This is a genomic window from Mycobacterium sp. (assembly GCF_032162605.1).
Taxonomy (GTDB): domain Bacteria; phylum Actinomycetota; class Actinomycetes; order Mycobacteriales; family Mycobacteriaceae; genus Mycobacterium.
Genome location: NZ_JAVROT010000386.1, coordinates 24,314 through 50,261 on the forward strand (window position 1 = coordinate 24,314; position 25,948 = coordinate 50,261).

Genomic DNA, 25,948 nt, shown 5'->3' on the forward strand with positions numbered 1-25,948 from the left:
AACGTGTCATTGAGCGAACGTGATGCGGGCGGGCAGCCTCTTGATGCCACCTACGAAGTTCGTCTGCAGGAATTTGATGTCGCCGGTGACTTCGACTTTGTCGAGTCGTGGCAACAGCTCTTCCAGCATCACCTTCATCTCCAGCTTGGCAAGATGCATGCCAACGCACATGTGCGGCCCGTAGCCGAAGGCGATGTGGTTGTTCGGTTTACGGTCGATGTTGAAGACGTAGGGGTCGTCGAACACGTCCTCGTCGCGGTTTCCGGACTGGAACAGCACCATCAATCGATCGCCAGCCTTAATCTGCTGGCCGCGCAAGGTGTAGTCCGACAGCGCAACTCGCATGAAGTGCTTGACGGGCGCACCCCAGCGCAGCCCTTCGTTGATCAGAGCTGGGATCAGTGTCGGGTCAGCCTTGACCCGCGCCAGCACGTCGGGATGATTGGCCATCTCCCGAAGGATCGTCGTGAGCGTCGCGGCCGTGGTGTCGTGTCCCGCGGTGGAGATCGCGACGAACCAGCCATAGGCGAACGTCTTTGGGTAGAACTCTCCGTCGGGCTGCTTGGCGAGTGCTATCAGCGTTGCCAGGTCGTCACGCGGATTCGCCCGCCGGTCTTCCACCAGCACGTCGAAATACGCGTAGTAATCCGCGATGGCCGCCGAAAACTGTTGAGCCGCAGCCTCAGGGGACAGGGCCTCGACGTCGGCGCGCTGTTCCTCGGGATCCGCGTTCCCGAAGAACTCCTGCGTGAGAGTCATCATTCGTGGTTCGTCCTCGGGGGGCACGCCGAACAGAGTCATCATCACGTGCAGCGGGTAGTGCAATGAGAAGTCCTCGAGGATGTCGAGAGTCCGCATCTTCTGACCGTCGACGAGCTTCTCGACCGCGGCGGTGGCGAGTTCGCGGATCTGGCCTTCCCACTTCTTGAGGTTCGCGGGCCGGAACCAATCCAACGCAATGTTCTTGACGTCGGTGTGCTCCGGTGGATCGAGGTATGGAAGGGCATCCAGGATGCGCAGGCTCCCGCCGAGCAGAGTCTTGGTGAACTCGTCACCGGCGATGTTGGCCAAGATCGGGTTGTTCGCGCCCTTGTTCTCCCCGCCGCCTGCGGAGAAGATCTCGGGTTGTCTCTCGATCTCCATCAGATCCGCGTGCTTGGTGATCAGCCACAGTGGATCGAACCCCTCGACGACCGCCTTACCCACGGGCATGTTGTTGCGCAGCCATTTGTAGGCGTCCCACAGCGCCTCCTCGTCGGCGTGCCCCGCAGGCAACACGATTTGGCGTGCCACGTTCTCGGGGATGAGCGCTTCTTCGGTGATCTGTGCAGTGGTCACTCGTGCCTCTTCCTAGGGGATCGGCCGTCGCCCAGGGCGGCGTCACTACTTCTGCGTGCTGTGACTCAAGTCTCGGGAAATCAACCGCTACGCGCGTCACCAGGAGGAGGTGTTCTCGATGCCCCCTTCGGGGCACCGCATCGGATTACGTCGTCAAGGCCTCGGCGGCGCGCAAGAACGACGAGACCAATGCGGGGTCGGCATAGTAGGGATCGCCGCCAGCGCTCTCGGCGCGTCGGCGCCCGTACTCATAGAGAGCAGCAAGTTTGAACTGTGCCAGCGCGGAATACCACTGCACCGCCGCGGGCCGCTCCCCGGTGCGTTCGCAATAGCGGTCGAGGAGTGCGGCGCGGGTGGGGTAGCCGTCCTCGAACACCGCGATGCCCATCCTCGAGGTGGGGGTCAGCGGCTCCTCTCCTTGTGGGTACGAGGATAGGAAATACCCCAGGTCGAACAGAGGGTCACCGATCGTTGCCAGTTCCCAGTCGAGCACGGCTGCTACTCGCCCCGGTTGACCGCGATCCACCATCATGTTGCCCAGTCGAAAGTCGTTGTGGACTATCGCGTCACCCGATTCCTGCGGGGCGTGGCGCCGGAGCCACTCGGCCGAAACGGTGAAGTCCGTAGGCAGGTTGCCCGCCTCGTCTGCAACGAGTGCGCACACCCGGCGCAGATGGCGGGCGTTGAAGCCGGCCGGCTTGCCGAAATCGTGCAAGCCGCAAGCCCGCCAGTCGACGGAGTGAAGGTCGGCCAGGGTGTCGATGACCGACAATGCGATCTGACGTCGGGTCTTAGGGTCGTTGAGCGGAGCCGGCGTCTGTTCGGTAATGACGACGCCGTCGATGAACTCGGTGACAACCAAGGGGACATCGAGTATTTCGCCTGTCTCGATGACCGCTAGCACTCTCGGAACGGGTACGTCGGTGTCGGCGAGCGCGGCGACCAGGCTGGCTTCACGCACGACATCGTGTGCCCCCTTCGGCACCGGCGGGGGAGGAGGCCTGCGAACCACGACTCGCCGTTCACCATCAGACACCAGATAGGTGAGGTTCGAGTGGCCGTCGCCCACCGCATCGACCGTTATCTCTGGCCCGCAGAGGTCGCGATTGGCGAGAAGGGTGCCAAGACCCTTCAGCTGTTCGCACGACCAGGTCCACGTCATCTAGCGCTCGCTGCTGATGTCAGGTGCTGCAGATAGGAACCGACCCAATGCGTTTCGAATTGGCCGGCACCCGGCTCGCCGTCAATGCTCGCGCGGCAGGCTGCTTCCCGAATGACCGTCTTCATCGGATCATGAGTGGGCAACTCGACGACGCCAAACGCGTCGAGCGTAAGTTCGGTGCGCCCGCCGGCTACGTCGATGATGCTCGCCGAGAGTCGCTGTTGAAGCATCTGGTCGTCGTAGTCTGCGTGGTGGTCGATGCTTCGGATGGGCACCGCGACACCAACTCTGGCGACGTAGCCACCGAATCCCCACTCGCCCTTGGCGATCCAGATCCACCCGTTGACAGCCACCCCGTTGGGGGTATAGGCGACGAACCATTTCCAGTGCTGCGGCACGCCCCAGTCGCGCACGCCCCAAGAGTGGTCACGGTGTCCAACGTGGTCCAGATTTATCCGCCTGTCACCGATCGTGATCGATCCGTTTACGCGCCCCGTCTGCTCCATCCGATTCGCCGCGAACCAGCTTGGTAGGCCATCGGGATTTGCCAGGTAGCTGAACGCGTCGTGGATACCCCGGAAGTCGAACTCGATGGCGATGTCGACGCCGTGATAGGTCATGAGGCAAGACTTCAGCGGCTCCGGCTGGTGGAGGGTCAGCCCGTCGAAGTGGAGTTCGCTCAGATCCGCGGTGTCGGGCAGTTGTCCCGACCCGAGGTGAAGTGCGAGCGGTTTCGGGTCGGGTCCCCACACCACGACGTTGTACCCGGCTCGCCCCTTGTCGGTCAGATACAGGTACACCTGCATGCCGATCTCTTCCTCGGGAACGATGACCTCCCAGAACAGGCTGTCCCGCATGCGGTTTCCGGGCGCGGGACGATGGCGGAGGTCATCGCTAGGGGAGAGATGCACGGGACCGGTCATGCCAGTCAAATTATAATGGTCAGACCAAAAGTGTCAAGGAGGGGTTGCCTGCGAAGGTCGTCGGGGGTCTGCCTCCCGAAGGAGTACGTCCTGCCCGCTGTGGCGGGCTGTATCCCGAACGAGGGATTCGCGACGCCCCGCGGCGCCTCTACAGTCGGTCGGGTGAGCGCTACCAACCCGTTCGATCCGAGTGTCTGGCAGACCGTGCCGGGCTTCGAGGAGCTGACCGACATCACCTATCACCGCCACGTGGTTGACGGTGTTCCGGCGCCGACGGTCCGGGTGGCGTTCGACCGGCCTGAGGTGCGTAACGCATTTCGTCCGCACGGCGTCGACGAGTTGTACAGGGCGCTCGATCATGCCCGGATGTCCTCCAATGTCGGGGTGGTGCTGCTGACTGGCAACGGGCCGTCCGCCAAGGATGGGGGCTGGGCGTTCTGCTCCGGTGGGGATCAACGCATCCGGGGCCGCAGCGGGTACCAGTACGCCGCTGGCGAGACCGCGGAGACGGTCGACCCGGCGCGCGCCGGCCGATTGCACATCCTCGAGGTCCAGCGACTGATCCGTTTCATGCCGAAGGTGGTCATCTGTGTGGTCAATGGGTGGGCGGCCGGTGGTGGGCACAGCCTTCACTCGGTGTGCGATCTGACGTTGGCCAGCCGCGAGCACGCCCGGTTCAAGCAGACCGACGCCGACGTGGGCAGCTTCGACGGCGGCTATGGCAGCGCGTATCTAGCCAAGCAGGTGGGCCAGAAATTCGCCCGCGAGATCTTCTTCCTCGGCAAGACGTACACGGCCGAGCAGATGCACCACATGGGTGCGGTAAACGAGGTCGTCGACCATGCCGACCTGGAGAAGGTGGCCCTCAAGTGGGCGGCGACCATCAACGGCAAATCGCCTCAGGCGCAACGGATGCTGAAGTATGCGTTCAACCTGCTCGACGATGGCATCGTCGGACAGCAGCTGTTCGCCGGCGAGGCGACCCGGCTGGCGTACATGACCGACGAGGCCGTCGAGGGGCGCGACGCATTCCTCGAGAAGCGCGCACCGGACTGGAGCCCGTTCCCCCGTTACTTCTAGCGCACCGAGGTCAAGGAGTGAGCCGGGTCTGGCCGTAGAACTGAGAAATGAGTTCGGCACGGTTGACGGCGCCAGCCTTGCGCAACATATTCTGTAGGTGAGATTTCACCGTGGTCGTCGCGACGGCCAACTGCTGGGCGATCCGGGTGTTGTCCATACCCTGCGCCAACAAGGCCATCACATCACTCTCGCGTGCCGTGAAATCCTGGTCGGGTCGACGCGTGGGAGTCGTCCATGGCGTCGCACCGGAAGGCGTGTGCCCAGCTTGTTGGCGCCCGACCAACTGGACGAGGTCGACATCGTCGTCGAGCCCCGTGACGGCGAGCTCTGCGGCCGAAAGTGCCTCGCGCAGTAAGGAAGACTGTCCTTCGACATACGCGAACATCACCGCCCGCTCGAGGAGGTGGCCGACGGTCGCTATGAAGATCTGCAGGTATCCGGTGACATCCGCCGGACTCCACCGCGTGGTGAGAGATTCAGGTGCATACACGAGTCCGATGACGTCACCGCTCACGATGATGGGTGCGACAGTGAAGGGGCTGCGGCGCAGCAGCTTCCGGACCGGGGCTGGATGTTCCGGGTGAGGGCCGCCGGCTACCCGCATGCAACGGCGGCTGTTGACGACGGATGACTCGATGGCCAGCGTTCGCACTGGCTGAGCGTGGGCGTCCTGCGATGCCGGGGTGATGTCGCGCGGCGTTGCGGGATCGAATTGTCGCGACGCAATCCAGCATTCCCCATCGATACGGGCCAACAGCGGGCGACCTGCACCGCTGGCGCGGCAAGCCTCCTCGCAGATCTGATCGAAGAGTTCGTCCTCGGTCTTCAGCGCCCTCAGTCGAATCAGGCTGTGATGCAGTTTGTCTCGCTGATCCGCGATATTGCGATGCCGGAATTGGCGCCATTCCCATGTCAGGGCGAGTGCCTCGAGTCCCATCGCGACCAGGACCTGCTCTCCGGTGTCGGATTCGTGACGAGCACTCTCCGCGCCGATCAGCGACACGAGTCGGTGCAGCAGCGATTCGACTGCGGTCGGGTTCGCGCGGAGATCAGCGATCGTAGGGGGTTCGATGTCGACGAGCTCCGACGCTTGGTGGGTCAACCGGACCGCGGCGGATGCAATCTCACGCGCGGCGCGCGATCTCGTCTGTCCATCGGTCATGCCAGACCTCCCTGACGGAGTCGCAGCCGCAGATACTTTGCGACCGCGTCGGCGCGGCTTGCGGCATTCAGCTTCTTCATGACGTTCTTGACGTGTGTCTTCACGGTGTTCACTGAGAGGACCAGCTCTTGCGCGATGACCCTGTTGGTCGCCCCCGATGCGAGCAGATTCACCACTTGGCGTTCACGTTCGGTCAGCGCCCGGCCGGGAACGCCCGTCGCCATGCCGATTTCCGCCGGACGCTGCGTTTCGTCTTGGACTGGGACCGCCAACGCGGCCGGTCGAAGTGCGATCGTCTGGGCGTCCAATCGCTCGATTGCGCTCAGCAGCGTCGACGTCCACTTCGCGCGTTGTTGTCGCACCCGGTCAGCGAGGGTCGCATGCTCGAACAGCACGCCGAACTCGGCGGCGAACAGCGCGATGCTGTCCAGGTCGCCCTGGGTGACGTCGTTGGTCTGCCCGAACCGGTCGGCGTGGAAGAAGCCGATGACTCGCCGTGTCGTCACGATCGGAGCTGCGACGTATGACGTCGACTTGGTCACGGCCATAAGCGGCTGATAGGCGTGTGCGCCGATCTCCGGCACGATGACGGGCACCCGATGTCGCACCATCTCTGTCTCGGGCATCAGACGGGCAAGCGGAATCTCGTTGTCGTCCTTGGCAAACCGGGCGAACTCGGCCGAATCCGGGTCCGCATGATCGCTTCGGCGCAGGGTGTCCGGCATCCACCGGGAGCCCCGTGCGGACGAGATCATCACTCTGGTGAAGCCACATGCCTCGCGTAGTTCGCCGGGGGCGCGGCGCGACATCTCGGCGCTGGAATCGAGCTCACGAAGTCGGCCCAGTGCGCGCTGAATCGCGATGTCGGCGCGTTGCCGCTGGGCCACATCGTGGTCGTCCTGCTTGCGGCGCTCGTCGTCGATGTCGACCAGCGACCGCAGCAGCGCGCGACCTCGAGCCGACTGAGCGGCGGCATCAACGTTGATGTCCTGCAGTCTTTGGAGTCGGGCCCTGGCCGCTTCGGCCGTGAAGGCGTGCTCCGCGAGTGCCCGACGCCGCGCATCGCGCAGCTCGGCCAGCTCGTCGTCGACGCTCGCGGGCGTCGCTCGCACTGCCTGCATTCCGTCACCTCCGCTGAGCCGAGCATCCCCGACTACGGGCGCTCCATCGGACGTGCAGAGTCCCATTTCCTCCTTTTGGGCCACGAACATCACCCATTGGGCGGGGGCGACGCCGGTGGTGCGCTTGAAGACTGTGACCTGCGTCGCCGCATCACGTGTGGGGCACAGTAGCAAGGGAGAGCCATGACGGGGCCGTTGAGCTTCGCGATCACCGCAGAGCAGGAGGCGCTGGTCGATGTCGCCCGCCGATTCGGCGAGCAACAGCTGGCTCCGTATTACAAACAACGCGAACGGGAAGGCGCGTTCGACCGCGCGACGCTGCGTGCAATGGGTGAACTCGGCTTGTTCGGCGTGGAGCTGGCCGAGGCGTACGGCGGCCTTGGACTGGACTGCACGACAGCGGGTCTGGTGCTCGAAGCCCTGTGCCGGGCCGACTACAACATCGGCCAGCTGATGGTGACCATGTCGTTGAGCGGAGTGATCCTCGCCGGACACGGAACGCCCCACGTCGTCGAGCCGTGGCTGCGTGGCGTCACCGAAGGCAGGATGATCCCCGCCATCGGTCTTACCGAACCAGGGGGTGGATCCGACGCTGCGAACCTGACGCTGCGCGCATCCAAGGACGGCGACACGTACGTCCTCGACGGTGAGAAGACGTCCACCAGCTTTGCCGCTCAGGCCGACTTTGCGATCGTCTGGGCCCGCACTGGAGCTCAATCCAGCGGCGCCCGCGGGATCAGCGCCTTTCTCGTCCCGCTCGACCTACCAGGAATCAAGACCAGCGAGTTCGACGACCTCGGCGGACGATGCGCCGGCCGGGGATCGGTCTACTTCGACAGGGTCGTCATACCGGCGAATCACCTCATCGGTCGGGAGAACGAAGGCTTCATCCAGGTGATGCAGGGTTTCGACTACAGCCGCGCCCTGATCGGATTGCAGTGTCTGGCGGTCGCCCGCCAGTCGCTCGACGAGACGTGGCTGTCGACGACTGAGCGAACGAGCTTTGGTAAGCCGCTCATCGCCAACCAGGGGGTGTCGTTTCCCTTGGCAGAGGCCGAGACCCAGCTCGAGGCGTGTCGCCTGCTGTGCCTGAAAACGTTGTGGCTCAAGGACGAAGGACTGCCGCACACCGCCGAGGCCGCCATGTGTAAGTGGTGGGGCCCCAAGTTGGCGTTCGACATCGTCCAGACCTGTCTGCTGCTCAACGGGCACGGTGCCTACACCGAGGAGATGCCCTACGCGCAACGGCTCCGAGACGTCCTCGGGCTGCAGATCGGCGACGGTACCGCCCAGATCATGAAGCTCGTCATCGCCCGACACAAAGCCGGCCGCAGTGCGGTGTCGGCGTGAACACGCAGGGGGTCCCGATGCCCGTTCAAAAGCCCAAGGTGATCTACGAGACGCGCGATCAGATCGCGTACATCACACTGAACCGCCCGGAGGTTCACAACGCCATCGATACCGAAACCGATGAGCTGTTGTTCGAGGCGTGGACGAGTTTTCGGGACGATCCCGATATCCGGCTGGCGATCCTGACCGGGGCCGGAGACAAGACGTTCTGTGCTGGCGCCGATCTCAAGTCTCACGTCGATCCCTGGTTGAACGCGGGGCCGGAACTCGGACGCAGCCTGCTCGACAAGGGATTCGCCGGCCGCATCACCCGCGGTCTGCATCGGACGCCGAAACCCATCATCGCGGCGCTCAACGGATGGGTCATCGGGGGCGGCATCGAACTAGCCCTGGCCTGCGACATCCGGATCGCCTCGGAACGAGCGAATTTTGGGTTCTTCCACATGCGCCGCGGCATGCACTTCGCCGACGGCGGGATCGTCCGGCTGGTCAACACGGTCGGCGTTGGCATCGCGATGGAGCTGGAGCTGATGGGCGAGCCGATCGACGCGCAGCGGGCCAAGGAGATACACCTGGTGAACCGCGTGGTCCCCCACGACCAGGTGATGGCGACCGCCGAGGACGTCGCGGCCAAGATTCTGCGAAATCCAAGGGCAGCAGTGGAATCCGCAAAGCAGACCATCCTCGAGGTGATCGGGAGACCCTTGGATGATCAGCTGCGACTGGAGTGCTTGTACGGCTATTCCACGATGGGCAATCCCGACATCGTCGAGCGCAAAGAGGAGTTCATCGAGCGGCGCGACGACGACCGGGTGACGACGAACTCCACAGGGATCTGACGAGCCGAGGGGCCAAGAAATGTCTTACAGATCGATATACAGCCCGGGGCTATTTCGAGACCAGGTCGTCGTAGTCACCGGTGGCGGAAGCGGTATCGGGCGTTGCACGGCGCACGAGTTGGCTTCACTCGGTGCGCATGTCGCGATCGTCGGACGCAACGAAGTGAAACTCGATCGGGTCCGCGAAGAGGTCGAATCAGACGGTGGTTCCCTCTCCACCCACATTGCCGACATCCGCGACGAAGGCGCCGTCATCGCCACCGTCGAGCGGGTGCTCGCCGACCACGGACGCATCGACGGCCTGGTCAACAACGCAGGCGGCCAGTACCGGGCGCCACTGAAGACGATCTCCACCAAGGGTTTCGAGGCTGTCGTCAAGAGCAACCTGACCGGCGGGTTCATCGTCATGCGGGAGGTCTACAACCGCTGGATGATCGACAACGGCGGTGCGATCGTGAACATGATCGCCGACATCTGGCATGGCTGGCCACACTTCTCTCATTCCGCCGCGGCGCGCGGTGGAATGCTCACCCTCAGTGAGTGCGCGGCAACCGAGTGGGCGGAATCGGGCGTTCGGGTCAACACCGTAGCCCCGGGGTCGATAGCATCCCAAGGCCTCGACACCTACGAGGACAAGGACACGGCGTTCATTCAGAACGAGTTGACTCCGGGTATTCCCCTGCAGCGGTTCGGAACTGAGGCCGAAGTCTCGGCAGCGATCGTCTATCTCCTCTCCCCGGCGGCGAGTTACATCACCGGCTCGTGCATTCGCATCGACGGAGGAGCGCCAAACGCCCGGCGTGGGTGGTGGGATCTGCAGCCGAGCCGGAACAACGTCGCCTTCGATGGCTTCCATCGGTCCTCGATGCCCGCGATCCTTCACGAGGCGTGATGGCCCTTTCGCCGCCTTTGCCCTTCGCCGGCTGTGGCGTCGCCGTCCTGGGCGGCACGGCCGGTGTGGGACTCGAAACCGCGAGCCAGTTCGTCGAACAGGGCGCTCGTGTCGTGCTGCTGGGCCGAGATCACGATCGCGGCGCGGTGGCATGCAAGAAGCTACGCCTGCGCGCATCGGGCGGGGAGGTCAGTTTCGTCCGGGTCGACGCGACCGACCCGAACGACACCCTGCGGGCCGAGCAAGAATGTCGCGCCGCGCTCGGCTCGATAGACGTACTGGTTAACACCACTGGGCCCAGCGATCATCCGCGCTTGCTGCATACGATCCCGATCCAGTTCGTTGCGCAGCGCATCAGCGAGATCATCCTGCCGCCGCTGCACATGATGCATGCCGCGCTTCCGGCTATGCGGGGGAACGGAACGGGGTCCATCATCAGCGTCGCGTCCGATGCGGCGAAGGTGGCGACACCCGGCGAGACTCTCGTCGGTGCGGCGATGGCAGCCATCGTGATGTTTTCCAAGGCGGCCGCACTGGAAGCCAAGCGAGAAGGTGTCAGGATCAATGTCCTCACCCCCTCGCTCATCTCCGATACTCCGGGCGCCGCGCTCATCGGCTCGGATCCCTTCAGCGCCAAACTGTTCGAAAAGGCCGCTGCCATGGCGCATCTGGGTGTGGCTTCGCCAGCGGATCTGGCAGCGATGACGCTGTTTCTGGCCAGTCCCGCAGGTGCGCGGATCACCGGCCAGGCCATCAGCATCAACGGCGGAATATCCGTTGCCTGACGGATCAAGAGGAGGCGAAAATGTGGCTGCACGCAGAAATCAAGACCCTCGGTGACATTCCGCGCCACTACGCGCGGACGACCCCCGACGCAACGGCGTTGTCGGACGCTACTGGTTCGACCACGTTCGCCGAACTAGACGCGCGGTCGAACCGGATCGCCAATGTGCTTCTGAATTTTGGTGTCTTGGAAGGTGCGCGCGTTGCATTCCTCGGTAAGAACACGACCCGCTACTTCGAGGTCCTCTTCGGTGTCAGCAAGGTGGGCGCCGCGCTCCTGCCACTGAACTGGCGCCTTGCCGCGCCCGAACTCGAAGAGATCCTGCGTGATTCAACGCCTGAGGTGCTCATCGCGGATCACGAATTCGTGAGTTTTGCGGTCGACGCCGCTGCGAGGGCAGGCATTCAGGTGCATATCATCGAATTCGATTCCGCGCAGCGAGAATCCGCTGAACTCGACATTCTCGTGAGATCAGCGTCAGATGCTGATCCGGCTGTCGAAGTAGATCCGTGGTGTACGGCCATCCTGATGTACACGTCGGGAACGACGGGAAAACCCAAAGGCGCTCAACTCTCTCATCAGGGTTACCTCTACCTTCGCCTGTGCGAGCACCTTGAGCCGTCTTTCGGCTACGCCGCCGACGACCTGATGTTGACCGTCATGCCACTCTTCCATGCCATGGCAGTCGGACTGTCGCTCCAGGCCTTGTACAACGGTGTTCCGATCGCGGTCTACTCGATGCCGACGCCGGCAGAGTTGATCGAGCTCATCGTGCGCGACCGACCCACCGTAGTTCCGTTGGTTCCGACCGTCATTCAGATGTTGCTCGACGACCCCGGTGCCGCCTACGCCGACTACTCGTCGGTGCGGCTCATCGTCTATGCGGGCGCGTCGATCAGTCTGAGTCTGCTGACGCGGGCGTTGAAAGAAATCGCCTGCGACTTCCTGAACTTCTATGGCGCCACCGAGACGAGTGCCGGTGTGACGTTCCTGCTGCCCGAGGACCACCGCCTCGACGATGCGACGAGGCTGACGTCTTGCGGCCGCCCCCTGCCGCTGGTCGACATCAAGGTTGCCGACCCCGATGGAAGCGAGCTGCCTCATGGCGAGGTGGGTGAGTTTCTGATCAGGTCGCCGTCGTTGATCACCGCCTACTTCAACCAGCCGGAGACGACAGCCACCACGTTCCGTGATGGCTGGTATCACTCGGGTGACTGTGGCTATCGGGACGCCGAAGGGCTGTTCTACATCGTTGATCGGCTCAAGGACATGATCGTCACCGGCGGATCCAACGTCTACTCGACGGAGGTCGAGCAGGCTGTGCTGCGTCTCGACGGAGTGTCCACGTGCGCGGTCGTGGGCCTGCCCGACGAGAAATGGGGGGAGCGAGTGGTCGCCGTCGTGGTTCCGAAACCCGGCGTCGAACTTTCCGAGGAAGGCGTGATCGCACACTGCCGCGAACTCATCGCCGGCTACAAGGTGCCCAAACAGGTTCGGTTCGTTGACAGTTTGCCGCTGACGGCGAGCAACAAGGTGCTCAAACGCGCACTGCGTGACGAAATGCTGAAGACGGCGATCGGAGCCCTTACCCCTTCCGAGGTACATCAGGGGTGAAGTTAGAGGGATTGATCGTCAAGAGTGTTCCCGCGCCGGTGTGAGCTACCTAGCGTTGGATCGTCGGTTCAAGAACAGCAGGGAGCGGATATGGAAATCACTGCAGCAGTGGCGCCTTCGGTTGGTGCCGACTTCGACGTGCGGACGGTCGACATCGCCGCGCCCGGCCCCGGTGAGATTGCAATCAAGATCGCAGGCGTCGGCATCTGCCACACCGACATCGGAGTCCGCGACGGACACCTGCCGTTCCCGTTCCCGGGAATCCTCGGCCACGAGGGCAGCGGCGTGGTCAGTGCCCTTGGTGACGGCGTTACCGGTATCAGCGTGGGGGACAAGGTGGCCCTGAGCTTCGACAGCTGCGGTGAATGCAAACAGTGCGCGAAAGGCGCTCCGGCGTACTGCCTTAACTTCATGGCCCATAACTTCGCAGGCGGCCGCCTCGACGGGAGCTCGGCGATATCGGCCGACGCCACCCCCATCGCGAGCAACTTCTTCGGGCAGTCCTCGTTCGCCACGCATGCGATCGCGCATGAGCGCAACGTCGTGAAGCTGCCGGATGATGCCGCCGTAGAGCTCGCCGGCCCGCTGGGCTGCGGAATTCAGACTGGCGCCGGTGCGGTGCTGAACTCACTCGACGTCGAGCCCGGGGCATCGTTGATCGTGGCCGGTGCCGGGTCGGTGGGATTGTCGTCGGTGCTGGCGGCGGTGGTGCGCGAGGTCGGCACCATCATCGTCGTCGAACCCAATGATGCGCGTAGGCAATTGGCACTGGACTTGGGCGCAACCCACGCGATCGACCCCGCGGCGGGCCCAGTGGCCGATCAGGTTCGCGCGATCGTGCCCGAAGGGGTGGACTACGCCGTCGACACCACCGCGATCATCGCCGTGCTCGAACAACTCGTGGCGGCCCTGGCCGTGCGTGGAACCCTCGGCCTGGTCGGGGTGCCTGCCGATCTTGGTGCGGCACTACCGATCGCCTTGTTCCAGTCGCAGCTGTTCGGCATCACCATCCGCGGCATCGTCGAGGGTGACGCGGACCCCCAGACCTTCATCCCGTACCTACTGGATCTGCATCGGGCGGGGAAGTTCCCGTTCGACAAGCTCATCACCACCTTCCCGTTCTCGCAGATCAATGAGGCGGTTCAGGCCCAGCTCAACGGTGAGGCCATCAAGGTCGTCCTGCTCAACGACCTGGCCTAGTCCACTCAGACCATCGAAAGTCCACTCACACCATCGAACAAGGGAGTCCGCAATGATCACAACGGAATTCAAGGATCTCTTCATCGGCGGTGGCTGGCGCGAGCCTGTCTCGTCGGGGCGGATCACGGTGATCTCGCCGAATACCGAGGAAGTGATCGGCTCGACGCCCGAGGGCGCCGAAGCCGACATCGACGCCGCCGTGGCCGCGGCGTCTGCGGCGTTCCGCGACCCGAAGGGATGGGCGCACTGGTCGGGAACGGAGAGGGGTGCCGCGCTGGAGCGACTGGCCGACGAACTGGACAAGCGCGCACCGCAGATCGTCGAGGCGGTCAGCTCGCAGAACGGCATGCCGGTCGCAGTCGGCGAGAAGTTGGAGGCGGTGTTCCCGCAGCTGCTGCTGCGTTACTACGCGGGATTGGTTCGCGAGCATAGTTTCGCCGAGACCCGGCCCGGGCTACTCGGGGGATCGACCCTGGTGACGACAAAACCCGTCGGTGTGGTTGCAGCGATAGTCCCGTGGAACTTTCCGCAGGCGCTCGCGGCATTCAAGTACGCCCCCGGACTCGCAGCCGGATGCACCTTCGTCATCAAGCCGTCCCCGGAGACTGTGCTCGACAGCTACCTCCTTGCGGACGCGGTGATGGCCGCTGGCATCCCCGATGGCGTGGTCAACATCGTGCCAGGAGGACGGGGAACCGGTGCCTACCTCGTGTCCCATCCGGGCATCGACAAGGTCGCCTTCACGGGCTCGTCGGCCGCGGGTCGCAGCATCGCCGAAGCGTGCGGCAGGCTGTTGAGGCCGGTCACCCTCGAGCTCGGCGGCAAGTCGGCGGCGATCATCCTCGACGACGCGGACCTCGACCTTGCCACGATCGGTGAGCAGTTGTTCGCGGCCACCCTGCTCAACAGCGGCCAGGCCTGCTACCTCGGCACCCGCGTGCTGGCTCCGCGGTCCCGCTATCAGGAGGTCGTCGACATGTTCACGGCCCTTGCCGGCTCGCTGACCGTCGGAAACGCCTTGGACCCCAGCACCCAAATCGGTCCGATGGCCAGCGCACGACAGCGCGATCGCGTGGAGTCCTACATCGCGAAAGGAAAGGGAGAGGGAGCCAGGATCACCACCGGCGGTGGGCGCCCAGCAGGTCTGGATGCCGGATGGTTCGTCGAACCGACGATCTTCGCGGACGTCGACAACAACTACGTGATCGCACAGGAAGAGATCTTCGGCCCCGTGCTGTCACTCATCCCCTACGACGGTGACGATCAGGCCATCGAGATCGCAAACGACAGCGACTTCGGGCTTGGCGGCTCGGTATGGACGACTGACCACGACCGTGGCGTCGACGTGGCCATGCGCGTCGCCACCGGAACCGTCGGAATCAACGGCTATCTCCCCGATCCCACCGCGCCCTTCGGCGGCATCAAGGCCAGCGGACTCGGCCGCGAGTTGGGTCCCGAAGCGCTCTCGGCGTACCTCACTCAGAAGTCGATCTACCTCTGACGGAGCGTCAGTCTCCCTCAACACACGGAATCGAATCAGGCAGGAAGACAAGACATATGACATCCACTCAGGCGTCGACAGACATCGCGCTCCCGGGCTCGGTGGCCAAGCAGATCATCCTTGCCGAGGGCCACCGCGACGAGGTGGCCCTCTTCGAGGCCTACCGGTCGCTCCGGGAGCACAACCCGCTCGGCATCGCCCATGTCGACGGCTTCGACCCCATCTACCTGGTGAGCAAGCACGCCGACATCATGGAGATCGAACGTCAACCCGACATCTTCACGAGCGGCGGAGGCGATAAGCCCGGCTCGGAGAATCCCATCCTGACCAACAAGGCCGGAGACGAGTTCACCAGGTCGCTCACCGGTGGAAGCGTGCGGATCATGGACATGCTGCCGTGGATGGACCCACCCGAGCACAGCCTGATCAAGGACATCGCATTGGACTGGTTCCGGCCGAACAACCTGAAGAAGTGGGAAGCCCCGATCCGGGAGCTGGCCCGCGAGGCCGTCGGCAAGCTGCTGCAGACCGATGGCAACATCGACTTCGTCAAGGACTTTTCGATGCATTACCCGCTGCACGTGGTGATGAGTCTGTTCGGGGTGCCGGAATCCGATGAGCCGCGGATGATGTCGCTGTCCCAGGACCTGTTCGGGACTGAAGACCCCGACGCCATCCGCGATGACATCGAGCCCGTCTCACCCGCCGCGGCTGCGCAGCAGTGGGCGGCAGTCGTTCAGGACTTCTACGCATACTTCGACGTCCTGCTCCAGGATCGGCGCGCGACTCCGCGCGACGACCTCGCGACCATCATCGCCAACGCGCGCAGCGCCGATGGCGAGTTTTATCCGCCGGAGATCGCCTACGGGTACTTCGTCGCCATCGCCACCGCCGGCCATGACACCACCACGTCGACGCTCGCAGGCGGAATCCATGCGTTGGCGCAGAACCCGGAGCTGTTGCAGCGCATCAAGAATGACCTCTCACTGGCGCCCGCGTTCATCAATGAGTCGCTACGCTGGGCGTCGCCGGTCAAGCACTTCATGCGTACCGCCCTCGCGCCATACACACTGCGGGGCCGGGACATCGAGGTGGGCGACCGCTTCATGTTGCTCTACCAGTCCGGTAACCGCGACGCCGACGTGTTCGACGAGCCCGATGTCTTCAACATCGATCGGCATCCCAACAAGCACATTGCCTTCGGCTACGGTCCGCACATGTGCATAGGGATGCACTTGGCCAAGCAGGAACTCCGCATCATGACCGAGGAACTGCTGCCCAAGATCGAATCAATCGAGCTGACCGGCCCCACCAAGGTCATTCAGACCGCGTTCGTCGGAGGCCTGAAGAACATGCCGGTGAAGATCACGTTCGCCGACTGATAGCTGCGTCGCCAATCCAACAGATGCGCGCGCCGCCGCCTCGACTCTCCCTTTGCGCTGTGAATCCACCACTTCGGGGAGATGTTCTCATCGTCTGCACGGAGCAACCTGAGTTGAACGAGCCAAGGAGGATGCGTGCAGACAAAGGCCATGGTGCCGTCGGGATTCGAGGACTCGTTCGACGTGGCAGAGCCTCACGACGACGCGCTGCTCCTCGAAGTCGTCGACAACGGCGACGGTGTCGATGAGACCACTGTCGATGAGAACCCGCCCGCCGAGCCTGTCCAGGAGAAACGACGCAGGCCGCGGATCCGAACGGATGCAACGACATTGGGCCTGGTGGTGGGTGTGCTGTGTGTATGCGTACTGGCCGGATTGGTGAGCTGGCTCGGCGTCACGGCTTACCACGCGCGCGCCACCCAGCAGCAACGACAACTCTTCTTGCAGGCCGGGCGCCAAGGTGCGCTGAACCTCACGACCATCCGTTACGCCGACGTCGACTCGGATGTGCAACGAGTCCTCGATGCGTCGACGGGAAAGTTCTACGACGAATTCAAATCACACACAACGGATTTCGTCGCAGCCGTCCGCCAAGCTCAGTCGAGTAGCACGGGTGCCGTATCAGAAGCCGGAATCGAATCCGTCGATGGCGACACTGCTCAGGTACTGGTGACGGTGGCAGTACGTACCTCGACCGCACAGGGTCAGAGCCAAGAGCCCCGCTACTGGCGAATGAGGGTAGTGGTGAAGAAGGTCGATCAGTCGGCGGCCAAGGTCGCCGATGTGGAGTTCGTGCCGTGAGCGCGGCGCTGCGCGGTGGTGCACGAGTGGAGGATGACGTGTCGGTCGACGACGAGTCTGAGGAGCTTGGTGTCGACGCGCCTGATGGTATGCGCGACGCAAGTGAGCCGCACGTCACCACTGTGGCTACAAAACCAAAAGCTCAGCGGCGCAGGCGAGTTCTGGTCTTTGCTGTGCTTTCCGCGGTCGCGTTGATCTTGACACTAGTGGCAGGGGGGCTGAAATGGCAGGCGAGTACGGCCGCCGTCGATCCGTCGCAGGTCGCTGAGTCGGTCCGCGCAGCGAGCGACGGCACGATCGCGATCCTGTCCTACCGCCCCGACACCGTCGAGCAGGACCTCGGCGCCGCTCGGGACCGGCTCACCGGTGACTTTCTCGACGCCTACACGAAGTTGACTCACGACGTGGTGATCCCGGGCGCCAAGCAGAAGTCGGTCACGGCGAAGGCGACGGTGCCGGCCGCGGCGCTGGTGACGACTTCCGCCGCCCGTGCCGTGGTGATCGTCTTCGTTGACCAAACGACGACGATCGGCGCTGGCCCTCCCTCTGATTCGGCATCCTCGGTGCGCGTCACCGTCGACAAACGCGACGGTCGTTGGCTCATCAGTGCATTCGACCCGGTATAGGTGAGCGATGACATCCCGAAAATGCTGGTGTGCAACGCCTTTCCGGTACGCCACCCCAACAGCGACCGTGGCGCTCATTTGCGTGAGCATCGCGATGCTCGCCGCGGTACCGGCGCGCGCCGACAACAAACGCTTGAACAACGGTGTGGTGTCGAACGTGTACACCGTGCAACGCCAAGCCGGCTGCCTCGGCACCCTCAACGTGAATCCGCAACTCCAGCTGGCCGCTCAGTGGCAGACAGACGACGTTCTGAACAACCGAGCACTCGACGGAGACGTCGGCTCGGACGGGACCGGACCGCAGCAGCGAGCGACCAATGCCGGATATCGAGGCGTCGTCGCCGAGACAGTGGCCATCAATCCGGCGCTGGCCATCAGTGGTGTCGAGCTGATCAACCAGTGGTACTACAACCCCGCATACATGGCCATCATGAGTAACTGCGCCTATACGCAGATCGGTGTGTGGTCGGAGAACAGCTTGGACCGTACGGTCGTCGTCGCCGTCTACGGCAACCCCGCGACGCCGTAACCCAAACGCGAGTCTCTTTCCATGGACAGCCGACGCTGATGGGACCGTCGGTCACCGCGCTCGATGGAATCGTCGTCCTCGATCTCGGCCAGGTCTATGCGGGTCCGTACTGCACGCACCTGTTGCGGGCGCTCGGCGCCACGGTCATCAAGATTGAGCCCTTCGAGGGCGAACCGATTCGCTGGCGCTCCACGGGGCAGGATTCCGGCCAGGCGTTCCTCATGCTCAATGCGGGCAAGATTGGCATGCGGGTCGACCTCAAGAAACCCCAGGGAAGAACGCTCTTCCTCGACCTCGTCGAACACGCCGACGTCGTCGTCGAGAACTTTGCACCAGGAGTCATGCATCGACTCGGCATCGGGTGGGAGGCACTGCACGCGGTGAATCCACGACTGATCTTCGCCTCCGGACGCGCGTACGGCGACCATCCTTCCGCCGAAGGTCTGAAGGGCATGGACGTGACCGTGCAGGCGATGTCCGGAGTCATGGCCACGACGGGCTTTCCCGACGGCGCGCCGGTCAAGGCCGGTCCGGCGGTCGTCGACTTCGCCGCGGGTAGCCATCTCGCGTCGGCCGTGCTCGCGGCATTGTTCCAGCGCGAAAGGACCGGAGCCGGGCAGCACGTCGAAGTCGCGATGCAGGATGCCATCGTCCCCAGCCTGACCTCCAACTTCGCCGGAATGCTGGAGGCGGACGGCGAGTTCCCCGAGCGCACGGGGAATCGGCATGGCGGGCTGGCGGTTTGCCCCTACAACGTCTACCCGGTGACTGACGGCTGGCTGGCGATCCTGTGCTTGCGGACCAAACAGTGGACCGACCTCTGCGGCGTCATGGACCGTGACGACCTGGCGCAGGACCCCGCGCTCGCCACCCCTGCGGGCAGGGTGGCCAGGATGGACGACGTCGACACCGCGGTGGCGGCATGGAGTGCCGAATTGGACAAGGCCACCGCATTTGATCTGTTGCGGCGGGCGGAGATACCGGCGTCGCCCGTCCGGTCCCTGTCCGAGGTGCTGCACGACCCCGTCCTGCGCGACCGCGGCATGATCACCGAGATCGGCACGGGGAACAGGGCATGCACGGTGTTTGGCAGTCCACTGCAGATGGGCGACTCCGCCGTTGCTCCGCCCGCCCCGGCGCCCGTCCTAGGAGAACATACCGACGACGTTCTGAGGACCTGGCTGAACCTCACGGATGCCGCCATCGAGCGGCTCAGGGGTGATCGCGTGATCTGAGAGCGGCAACGCACATGCTTACTGCGCTGTGTGACAGACGGTTTGGGTGCGGTTCTCCAACTCCAACGCCGCTGCGAATGAGCAGATTTCCGCGCTGCGGATCAGCGCGTTCTTCGTTGCGCGGACCCCGCCCGCGTTGTTGCCTGAGATCGCCTCGGCAAGTGCGATGGCGGCGTCCACGACGTGCTCCCCTTCGCCTGCGACTATGCGGTTGAGCAGGCCGAGGGTGACCGCCTCCTGGGAACGTACGGTGCGTCCCGTGAAGGAGATCTCGGCGGCTTTCGCCGGCCCGATCAGCCGCGACAAGTGCCACGACGCGCCCAGCTCTCCAATCGACAGACCGATCCGTACGAACCCGGCTGAGAAGCTCGCCGATGCGACTCCTAGCCGGATGTCGGCCGCAAGCGCCAACGACAACCCGCCGCCCGCGGCGGGTCCGCTGATCGCCCCGATCACCGGGAACGGAAGGGCGCGCAAACCCGAGGTTCCGGCCTCAGCGGTGTCGACAAGTTCGGTGAACTCCGGGATGCTCATCTCGGCGATGACGTTCACTTCGGCGAGATCGAACCCCGTGCAGAAAGTCGCACCGCCCGCGCCGGTGACGATGAGTGCGCGCAGTGGCGCCTTGCGCAATACGTGGGCATACCAAGCGATTTCCCCGAACATCTCGACGGTTTGTGAGTTGCCGCGCTCTGGTCGGTTTACCGACATCACCGCGATGCCCGGCCGCGGTATGGCAATCGTCAGGGTGCGGGCCTGCTCCAGCTCGGCCACGACGTCCTCGATTGGCCTGGCGGACACCCGGTTCCAGTCACTCATCGATTAGTTCCCCGTGAAGTTGGGTGTGCGCTTCTCGCGGAATGCGGTCAGTGCCTCGGGCATGTCTGCGCATCGGGTGAGCAGGGCCTGACCGCGGTTCTCCAACTCCAGGGCGGCGGCGAAGGAGCTGATCTCCATGTTTGCCTGCAGGGCACGCTTGGACAGGCGGATGCCCCCTGGCGAATTGGCGCAGATCTGCCTGGCCATCGTCAGCGTCCGGTCGAGCAGATCGTCTGGTCCGGTGACCTGATTGAGCAATCCGAGTTGCTCGGCTTCCTCGGCACCGACTGACTTTCCCGTATAAGCGATTTCAGCTGCCTGCGCGGGTCCGATCAGTCTGGGCAACAGCCAGGACGTCCCGAGATCGCCCGCTGAGAGGCCGATCCGGACGAAGGCGGCGTTGAATTTCGCCCTTGGCGAGCCGAGCCGGATGTCCGCCATCAGAGTCAGCGCCATGCCGCCTCCGGCGGCGGCGCCGTTGACGGCCGCGATCACGGGTACGGGGATGGCCCGCACCGCGGACAGGGCGCGGGCCGCGTGTTCCTGGCGGTCGAGCATGCCCAGCGGTGAGAGCGACGACAGTTCCTCGGCGTCGTCGAGGTCGTAGCCTGCGCAGAACGCGTCGCCTGCGCCGGTGAGTATCACCACCCGGATACTCCGGTCATCGCCGAGTTCGCGTGCCGCCGCTTCCAGTTCGGCGAACATCGTCACCGTCATCGCATTGAGCCGGTCCGGGCGATTGAGGGTGATCATCGCGACATCGTCGGCCGGGGTGGTGACCGTCAGCGTCTGATGTTCGGGGGGTGCGATTGTCATGTGGCAGCCTCCAGCACTGCTCCGGGCGCTGCGTTCACGGAGCGCAATTCGGTGACGATCCGCCAGGTCGCCTCGCGGGTCTCTTCTTCGGTCAGGCCCCATGGCGGGGCGATGACGGTGACGTGATCGAAGCCGACCGACGCGGCGGCGATCTTCTCAGCGAACGCGGCCGGCGTCGTCGCCACGGCCATGGCGTCGATCGCCGCGTCGGGAACGGCGGCGACCAGCGCAGCGGTATCGCGCTCGCGGGCGGCTTGGCGGATCGCCTGCTGAGCTTCGGACCAGCCGTGCAGTGCGAAGAGTCGGTCGTACACCCGCGACGCGGCGTACTGACCGATCGCGAAAGCCGCTTGCCGGCGGGCCTTTTCCTCGTCGTCGTCGATGGCGCACATCTTGATGCCGGTGATGGCGATGTCGGTGGTCGATCGGTCCGCCTCAGCAGCACCGCGGACCAAGGCGGGGCGCGCGACCGCCTCGACGTAGTCACTGGTGAACATCGGATGCCCGACGAGCCCGTCGGCGACCGCGCCCGCGGTCCGCACCATCACCGGATTGACGCCGGCGAGGTAGATGGGTAGGTGCTCGCGCAGCGGTGGTGCCATGTCGGAGGTCGGCGCCACGTGGACGGTGTAGAACCGGCCGTCGTGATCGACCGGACCTTCGTGGAGGCGCCACAGTTTGCGTAGCACCGTGACCAATTCACGCATTCGCGGCGCGGGGGACTCGCCAGACACGCCATGCCAGCGCTCCATCATGGCCGGGGTGCCGTTGCCCAGACCGAGGATCAGCCGGCCACCGGATAGCTCATCGAGGTCGCGCGCCTCGGCGGCCCAGATCAACGGTGTTCGGCCCACGCCGTAGGCGATATTGGATCCGATCGCGACCCGATCGGTGCCTCCCGCGATGACCGCCATCGGGATGGTTGCCGAGCGGCTGTAGAGCTCGCTCGTCCACACGGCGCTGCAGCCGGCGGCCTCCGCGGCTCGGGCCACCTCCACGATGGATTCGAATCGAGCTGGGCCGGAGCCTATTCCGAATGCATTGATACCGTAGGTTGTCACGATCGCTCTCCTGTCAGGCGAACTTGGGCTTGCGCTTCTCGACGAACGCCTGCAAGCCCTCGGCCGCCTCGCCGTGCTCGAATAGCTGCTGGATCTGGTCGACCTCGTAGTGCAATCCCGCTGCCAGGTCGAGATCTGCGGCAGCGTCGACGGTGCGAAGGACGGCCTGTTGAGCAGGCGCCGACGCGGCGCACAGTTCGTCGGCAAGCGCGCGCGACGCCTGCACGGCGGTTCCGGCGTCGACGACACGTTCGACCAACCCGATCCGCAGCGCCTCGGCGGAGTCGATCTGGCGGCCGGTGAGCATCAGATGCAACGCTGCGCCACGTCCAACGAGCCGCGGAAGTCGTTGTGTCCCACCGGCACCCGGAATCAGCCCAAGCTTCACTTCCGGTAGGCCGAGCCGCGCCCCGGCCCCAGCCACCCGCATCGTGCACGCCATCGCCAGTTCCAGGCCGCCGCCCAGTGCCAACCCCTCGATGGCGGCGATGGACAACGCTGGCTGCGCCGCGAGCCGCTCGACGCCTGCGCGCAGAGCGTCGCCGTAGGCTCGGAAGGACTCCGCGTCGACCGTCGTCATGTGTTTGATGTCGGCGCCTGCGGCGAAGAAGCCGTCGAGTGCCGAGGACACGATGAGCACCTTGGGGGCCAGTTCGTCGGCGGCGTCGAGTGCTGCGTGCAGACCATCGAGAATCACCGGCCCAAGAGCATTGGCAGGCGGCCGGTTGAGCTCGATGTGCAGGACGGGTCCGTCCGCCGACCAGGTGACGGCAGGTGTGGTCACGCCATGGTCAATCCGCCGCTGACCGAAAGGGTCTGGCCAGTGATGTATTCGGCTGCGTCGGACGCGAAGAACGCCACCGCGGCCGCGATGTCGGACGGTTTCGCGAGCCGCTTCATCGGAACCGACCTGGTCATTCCGCCCAGCACCTTGTCGGCGTCTTGGCCGGAGCTGTCGGCGAACTTGCGCAGTGCCGGCGTATCCGTCGGCCCCGGGCACACCGTGTTGACGGTGACACCCTTGGTGGCGACCTCGCGGGCCAGCGTCTTGCTGAAGGCGATGATGCCGCCCTTCGCCCCCGAGTAGACGGCTTCGAGCGAGGAGCCGACCCGGCCGGCGTCCGAGCCTATGTTGATCACCCGACCGAACCCGCGCTCCACCATCCCGGGAACCACGTTGTGGCACACCCGAAGTGCTCCCTTGAAGTTGATGTCCAGGATGCGGTTCCAGAAGTCTTCGTTGGTCTCCACGAACGGCATGAAGTCATCCCACCCGGCGTTGTTGACAGCGATCTCGATCTCGCCGAGTTCGGCCGCGACCGTCTTGACGGCGCCGATCACCGATTCGGTGTCGGTGACGTCGACGTGTACGGCGAAGGCCCTTCCTCCTGCGTCGGTGATGCGTGCGACGGTTTCCTGCGCTGCATCGAGATTCAGGTCAGCGACGGCGACGTGGAAGCCGTTGCTGCCAAGGGCTTCCGAGATTCCGGCACCGATACCCTGGGCGCCCCCGGTGACGAATGCGACACGAGCGGTCATGTTATTGCCTTTCTTGGTCTGATGGTTCTAGTTGTCTCAGTGGCAGATCTCGGTGGTGCCGTCGGGTGTCCAATCCACCGGGCCGGCGATGATGCAGTGGCTGGTCAACTTGCGCCCCAGGACGGACTGGGCCGCCCGGGCGGCGTCGATGACCGCGGGAAGCGAAACCCCGGTCTGCACGCCCATTTCGTGGAACATGTTGATCAGATCTTCGGTGGCGATGTTGCCCGTCGAACCGGCAGGCACCGGGCAACCGCCAAGCTCGCCGAAACTGGACTCGAAACTGGTGCAGCCGGCCTGCAGCGCAGCATAGGCGTTGGCGAGCCCCTGACCGCGGGTGTTGTGAAAGTGCGCGGTGATCTCTACCTCGGGCAGGCGTTCGATGGCTGCGGCGAAGATGTCGAAAACATAGGCGGGATGGGCCATTCCGGTAGTGTCGCCAAATCCGATCTCGACGGCGCCTGCTGCGGCGAACTGCTCGGCGATCTCCAACGTGCGCTCCATTGGGACGTTGCCCTCGAATGGGCACCCGAAGGCCGTCGCGATGACAGCGGTGGGCCGCAGTCCTTCGGCGTCGATCCGTTTGGCGACGATCTCGTTGGCGGACATCGAGTCGTCGATGCTGCGGTTGACGTTGCGCAGGTTGTGCGTTTCCGAGGCGCTGACGAACATGGCGACCTCGTGAAATCGGTCCCGCACCCGTAGTGCGTTGTCGAGGCCGCGCCCATTTGGCACCAGCACCGTCAGCGCCACGTGTTCGGGGATGTCCACTCCGTTGAGAACCTCGACAGCGTCGGCCAGTTGCGGGATGACATCGGCTCGCACGAAGCTGGCGATCTCGATGCGGTCGAGGCCGGTCCGGGCCAGCCGGTTGATCAGGTCGATTTTGTCGGCTGTGCTGATGACCTCGGGTTCGTTCTGGAAGCCGTCGCGGGGGCCGACCTCGCGGATGCGCGCGCTCGCGGGCAGCGTTGGACTCGCAGATGTCGCACTCATAGTTCTGTCAGCTCCTTCTCTAGTTCTTCGCGGAATTCCGGTGCCGCGATCGCGGCCAGTCGCCTGCCACGTTCGCGGATGCTGCAGCCGCGTAGATGTGCGGCGCCGAATTCGGTGACGACCACGTCGACATCGGAGCGGGAGGTGGTTACTACGCCGCTGTCCAGGCGCGCCTTGATGGTCGAGCCGCCACGGAATGAGGCGCGCAGCGCGATGATGGATCGCCTTCCGGTCAGTGCGGCCGCACGGGTGAAGTCGACCTGGCCGCCGACCGCTCCCACGTACACGCCGCCGCTCACTTCGGCACCCACCTGGCCGGACAAGTCGACCTCGACGGCGAAGTTCACTGAAACCAGCGACGCAAGCTGCGAAAGGACCTGTGGTGCATGGGTATAACTCGTGGGCAAAAAGCGTGCCGGCAATTCGGGGATCCGTCGATAGAGTTCCGATGAGCCCAGCGCGGTGCCGGCGACCACCAAGCCCGGATCGATTTCCTTGAGGCGTCCCGTCGCGACACCCTTGTCCACCAGGTGCATCAGGCCGTCGGTGATCATGCCGGTGTGAAAGCCCAGATCCTCGTGCTCGGCCAGGGCGTCGAGGACCGCCGCACCAAGAGAACCGACGCCGAGTTGCACGGTGCTGCCATCTTCGATGAGTTCGGCGATGTGTCCGGCGATGGTGCGGTCGGTGTCCCGCGGTGGCCGAGTCGGATCTTGGGGCAGTTCGCGGTCGGTGTGGATGGTCGCCGCAAAGCGTTGCATCGGCACCATTTCCGATCCGATGGTGGCAGGCATCTGTTCGTTGATCTCGGCGATCAGCACCGGCGTGTGTCGGATCGCGTCGGCAACGTAGTCGACTCCAATACCCAGTGAACAGTTCCCGTCCGCATCCGGCGGCGACACCTGCACCAGGCCGACATCGCAGGGCAACCGACGTTCGGCGAACATCCGCGGGAGTGCCGAATAGTGGCACGGCACCACTTCGAGGCGTCCGCTGCGGCTGAGTTCGCGAAGCTCACCGAGGCCGCCATAGCTCACCATCGACACCCGGGCGGGCATGGTCACCGCGAGTTGGTCGTTCCAGGACAATCCGGTGAAGGTCCGAAGGTGTCCGATTCGTGCGTTCTGAGTAATCAATGCATCGACAAGTGGTCGGGGCTCGGCCGCGGCCTGGCCCCA

The 25,948-nt window shown here is 64.4% G+C and carries 25 protein-coding genes; 13 read left to right on the top strand and 12 right to left on the bottom strand.

Annotated features, from left to right (window positions below; translation table 11 throughout):
- Positions 1-6: 6 nt before the first annotated feature.
- From QOI01_RS21895 to QOI01_RS21905, 3 genes are all read right to left on the bottom strand, one after another.
- The gene (locus tag QOI01_RS21895) at positions 7-1,338 is read right to left on the bottom strand and encodes a cytochrome P450 (RefSeq protein ID WP_526384649.1); all 1,332 of its coding nucleotides are present in this window, start codon (positions 1,336-1,338) and stop codon (positions 7-9) included.
- Positions 1,339-1,483: 145 nt separating this feature from the next.
- Positions 1,484-2,500: a phosphotransferase family protein gene (locus QOI01_RS21900; RefSeq protein WP_526384651.1), complete on the bottom strand. Its 1,017-nt coding sequence runs from the start codon at positions 2,498-2,500 to the stop codon at positions 1,484-1,486.
- Positions 2,497-3,423, bottom strand: coding sequence for a DUF7064 domain-containing protein (locus tag QOI01_RS21905; protein WP_526384653.1), 927 nt, complete (start codon positions 3,421-3,423; stop codon positions 2,497-2,499). Before QOI01_RS21905 ends, QOI01_RS21900 begins: the two co-directional genes overlap by 4 nt.
- Positions 3,424-3,585: 162 nt before the next feature.
- On the opposite strand from QOI01_RS21905, the gene QOI01_RS21910 reads away from it, so the two are divergent.
- Positions 3,586-4,503: a 1,4-dihydroxy-2-naphthoyl-CoA synthase gene (locus QOI01_RS21910; protein ID WP_526384655.1), complete on the top strand. Its 918-nt coding sequence runs from the start codon at positions 3,586-3,588 to the stop codon at positions 4,501-4,503.
- Positions 4,504-4,513: 10 nt separating this feature from the next.
- On the opposite strand, the gene QOI01_RS21915 is transcribed toward QOI01_RS21910, so the two are convergent.
- Together QOI01_RS21915 and QOI01_RS21920 are read right to left on the bottom strand one after the other, a co-directional pair.
- Positions 4,514-5,665: a helix-turn-helix transcriptional regulator gene (locus QOI01_RS21915; RefSeq protein WP_526384657.1), complete on the bottom strand. Its 1,152-nt coding sequence runs from the start codon at positions 5,663-5,665 to the stop codon at positions 4,514-4,516.
- Positions 5,662-6,786 carry a helix-turn-helix transcriptional regulator gene (locus tag QOI01_RS21920; protein WP_526384659.1) on the bottom strand — a complete coding sequence of 375 codons (1,125 nt, stop codon included), beginning with the start codon at positions 6,784-6,786 and terminating at the stop codon, positions 5,662-5,664. The genes QOI01_RS21915 and QOI01_RS21920 overlap by 4 nt, the downstream gene beginning before the upstream one ends.
- Positions 6,787-6,969: 183 nt before the next feature.
- On the opposite strand from QOI01_RS21920, the gene QOI01_RS21925 reads away from it, so the two are divergent.
- The 12 genes from QOI01_RS21925 to QOI01_RS21980 all read left to right on the top strand — a co-directional run bounded on the left by QOI01_RS21925 (position 6,970) and on the right by QOI01_RS21980 (position 19,539).
- Positions 6,970-8,136 (top strand): acyl-CoA dehydrogenase family protein, encoded by a 1,167-nt coding sequence (locus QOI01_RS21925; protein WP_526384661.1) that lies wholly within the window; start codon positions 6,970-6,972, stop codon positions 8,134-8,136.
- A 17-nt stretch (positions 8,137-8,153) separates the two neighbouring features.
- The gene (locus tag QOI01_RS21930; protein WP_526384663.1) at positions 8,154-8,975 is read left to right on the top strand and encodes an enoyl-CoA hydratase/isomerase family protein; all 822 of its coding nucleotides are present in this window, start codon (positions 8,154-8,156) and stop codon (positions 8,973-8,975) included.
- Between the two features lie 19 nt (positions 8,976-8,994).
- A complete protein-coding gene (locus QOI01_RS21935; protein WP_526384665.1) occupies positions 8,995-9,867 on the top strand; it encodes an SDR family oxidoreductase in 873 nt (290 codons plus the stop codon).
- On the top strand, positions 9,867-10,652 hold the full coding sequence (locus QOI01_RS21940) for an SDR family NAD(P)-dependent oxidoreductase (RefSeq protein ID WP_526384667.1): 786 nt from the start codon (positions 9,867-9,869) through the stop codon (positions 10,650-10,652). Before QOI01_RS21935 ends, QOI01_RS21940 begins: the two co-directional genes overlap by 1 nt.
- A 20-nt stretch (positions 10,653-10,672) precedes the next feature.
- Positions 10,673-12,265, top strand: a complete 1,593-nt coding sequence (locus tag QOI01_RS21945) for a long-chain-fatty-acid--CoA ligase (protein ID WP_526384669.1) — start codon at positions 10,673-10,675, stop codon at positions 12,263-12,265.
- A 90-nt stretch (positions 12,266-12,355) separates the two neighbouring features.
- The gene (locus QOI01_RS21950) at positions 12,356-13,465 is read left to right on the top strand and encodes an NAD(P)-dependent alcohol dehydrogenase (RefSeq protein ID WP_526384671.1); all 1,110 of its coding nucleotides are present in this window, start codon (positions 12,356-12,358) and stop codon (positions 13,463-13,465) included.
- A gap of 52 nt (positions 13,466-13,517) precedes the next feature.
- Complete coding sequence (locus QOI01_RS21955; RefSeq protein ID WP_526384673.1) at positions 13,518-14,966, top strand: aldehyde dehydrogenase; 1,449 nt, start codon at positions 13,518-13,520, stop codon at positions 14,964-14,966.
- Between the two features lie 56 nt (positions 14,967-15,022).
- Positions 15,023-16,348 (top strand): cytochrome P450, encoded by a 1,326-nt coding sequence (locus QOI01_RS21960; RefSeq protein ID WP_526384675.1) that lies wholly within the window; start codon positions 15,023-15,025, stop codon positions 16,346-16,348.
- Between the two features lie 135 nt (positions 16,349-16,483).
- On the top strand, positions 16,484-17,149 hold the full coding sequence (locus tag QOI01_RS21965; RefSeq protein ID WP_526384677.1) for an Rv1363c family protein: 666 nt from the start codon (positions 16,484-16,486) through the stop codon (positions 17,147-17,149).
- Positions 17,150-17,322: 173 nt separating this feature from the next.
- Positions 17,323-17,775 carry an Rv1363c family protein gene (locus QOI01_RS21970; protein ID WP_526384679.1) on the top strand — a complete coding sequence of 151 codons (453 nt, stop codon included), beginning with the start codon at positions 17,323-17,325 and terminating at the stop codon, positions 17,773-17,775.
- 94 nt (positions 17,776-17,869) lie between these two features.
- The gene (locus tag QOI01_RS21975) at positions 17,870-18,304 is read left to right on the top strand and encodes a CAP domain-containing protein (RefSeq protein WP_526384700.1); all 435 of its coding nucleotides are present in this window, start codon (positions 17,870-17,872) and stop codon (positions 18,302-18,304) included.
- A gap of 38 nt (positions 18,305-18,342) precedes the next feature.
- On the top strand, positions 18,343-19,539 hold the full coding sequence (locus QOI01_RS21980) for a CaiB/BaiF CoA transferase family protein (RefSeq protein WP_526384681.1): 1,197 nt from the start codon (positions 18,343-18,345) through the stop codon (positions 19,537-19,539).
- A gap of 18 nt (positions 19,540-19,557) precedes the next feature.
- On the opposite strand, the gene QOI01_RS21985 is transcribed toward QOI01_RS21980, so the two are convergent.
- The 7 genes from QOI01_RS21985 to QOI01_RS22015 form a co-directional block, all read right to left on the bottom strand.
- Positions 19,558-20,358 carry an enoyl-CoA hydratase/isomerase family protein gene (locus QOI01_RS21985; RefSeq protein WP_526384683.1) on the bottom strand — a complete coding sequence of 267 codons (801 nt, stop codon included), beginning with the start codon at positions 20,356-20,358 and terminating at the stop codon, positions 19,558-19,560.
- Positions 20,359-20,361: 3 nt separating this feature from the next.
- Positions 20,362-21,174, bottom strand: a complete 813-nt coding sequence (locus tag QOI01_RS21990; protein ID WP_526384685.1) for an enoyl-CoA hydratase/isomerase family protein — start codon at positions 21,172-21,174, stop codon at positions 20,362-20,364.
- The gene (locus QOI01_RS21995; RefSeq protein ID WP_526384687.1) at positions 21,171-22,235 is read right to left on the bottom strand and encodes an LLM class flavin-dependent oxidoreductase; all 1,065 of its coding nucleotides are present in this window, start codon (positions 22,233-22,235) and stop codon (positions 21,171-21,173) included. Before QOI01_RS21995 ends, QOI01_RS21990 begins: the two co-directional genes overlap by 4 nt.
- 13 nt (positions 22,236-22,248) lie before the next feature.
- Positions 22,249-23,019, bottom strand: a complete 771-nt coding sequence (locus QOI01_RS22000) for an enoyl-CoA hydratase/isomerase family protein (RefSeq protein ID WP_526384689.1) — start codon at positions 23,017-23,019, stop codon at positions 22,249-22,251.
- Complete coding sequence (locus tag QOI01_RS22005) at positions 23,016-23,774, bottom strand: SDR family NAD(P)-dependent oxidoreductase (protein WP_526384691.1); 759 nt, start codon at positions 23,772-23,774, stop codon at positions 23,016-23,018. The genes QOI01_RS22000 and QOI01_RS22005 overlap by 4 nt, the downstream gene beginning before the upstream one ends.
- Positions 23,775-23,810: 36 nt before the next feature.
- Entirely contained in the window at positions 23,811-24,770 is a 960-nt protein-coding gene (locus tag QOI01_RS22010) for a hydroxymethylglutaryl-CoA lyase (RefSeq protein ID WP_526384692.1), read from the bottom strand.
- Positions 24,767-25,948, bottom strand: a 1,182-nt coding sequence (locus QOI01_RS22015; RefSeq protein WP_526384694.1) for an acetyl-CoA hydrolase/transferase family protein, incomplete at its 5' end; no start/stop codon positions are given. The genes QOI01_RS22015 and QOI01_RS22010, both read right to left, overlap by 4 nt.

Excerpts from the sequence above, each read along its gene's own strand:
- QOI01_RS21925 (WP_526384661.1), top strand. The coding sequence starts at position 6,970 with ATGACGGGGCCGTTGAGCTTCGCGATCACCGCAGAGCAGGAGGCGCTG.
- QOI01_RS21930 (WP_526384663.1), top strand. The coding sequence starts at position 8,154 with ATGCCCGTTCAAAAGCCCAAGGTGATCTACGAGACGCGCGATCAGATC.
- QOI01_RS21975 (WP_526384700.1), top strand. The coding sequence starts at position 17,870 with ATGCTCGCCGCGGTACCGGCGCGCGCCGACAACAAACGCTTGAACAAC.
- QOI01_RS21950 (WP_526384671.1), top strand. The coding sequence starts at position 12,356 with ATGGAAATCACTGCAGCAGTGGCGCCTTCGGTTGGTGCCGACTTCGAC.
- QOI01_RS22005 (WP_526384691.1), bottom strand. The coding sequence starts at position 23,774 with ATGACCGCTCGTGTCGCATTCGTCACCGGGGGCGCCCAGGGTATCGGT.
- QOI01_RS21945 (WP_526384669.1), top strand. The coding sequence starts at position 10,673 with ATGTGGCTGCACGCAGAAATCAAGACCCTCGGTGACATTCCGCGCCAC.
- QOI01_RS21900 (WP_526384651.1), bottom strand. The coding sequence starts at position 2,500 with ATGACGTGGACCTGGTCGTGCGAACAGCTGAAGGGTCTTGGCACCCTT.
- QOI01_RS21955 (WP_526384673.1), top strand. The coding sequence starts at position 13,518 with ATGATCACAACGGAATTCAAGGATCTCTTCATCGGCGGTGGCTGGCGC.
- QOI01_RS22010 (WP_526384692.1), bottom strand. The coding sequence starts at position 24,770 with ATGAGTGCGACATCTGCGAGTCCAACGCTGCCCGCGAGCGCGCGCATC.
- QOI01_RS21985 (WP_526384683.1), bottom strand. The coding sequence starts at position 20,358 with ATGAGTGACTGGAACCGGGTGTCCGCCAGGCCAATCGAGGACGTCGTG.
- QOI01_RS21920 (WP_526384659.1), bottom strand. The coding sequence starts at position 6,786 with ATGCAGGCAGTGCGAGCGACGCCCGCGAGCGTCGACGACGAGCTGGCC.
- QOI01_RS21935 (WP_526384665.1), top strand. The coding sequence starts at position 8,995 with ATGTCTTACAGATCGATATACAGCCCGGGGCTATTTCGAGACCAGGTC.
- QOI01_RS21940 (WP_526384667.1), top strand. The coding sequence starts at position 9,867 with ATGGCCCTTTCGCCGCCTTTGCCCTTCGCCGGCTGTGGCGTCGCCGTC.
- QOI01_RS21980 (WP_526384681.1), top strand. The coding sequence starts at position 18,343 with ATGGGACCGTCGGTCACCGCGCTCGATGGAATCGTCGTCCTCGATCTC.
- QOI01_RS21990 (WP_526384685.1), bottom strand. The coding sequence starts at position 21,174 with ATGACAATCGCACCCCCCGAACATCAGACGCTGACGGTCACCACCCCG.
- QOI01_RS21915 (WP_526384657.1), bottom strand. The coding sequence starts at position 5,665 with ATGACCGATGGACAGACGAGATCGCGCGCCGCGCGTGAGATTGCATCC.
- QOI01_RS21905 (WP_526384653.1), bottom strand. The coding sequence starts at position 3,423 with ATGACCGGTCCCGTGCATCTCTCCCCTAGCGATGACCTCCGCCATCGT.
- QOI01_RS21960 (WP_526384675.1), top strand. The coding sequence starts at position 15,023 with ATGACATCCACTCAGGCGTCGACAGACATCGCGCTCCCGGGCTCGGTG.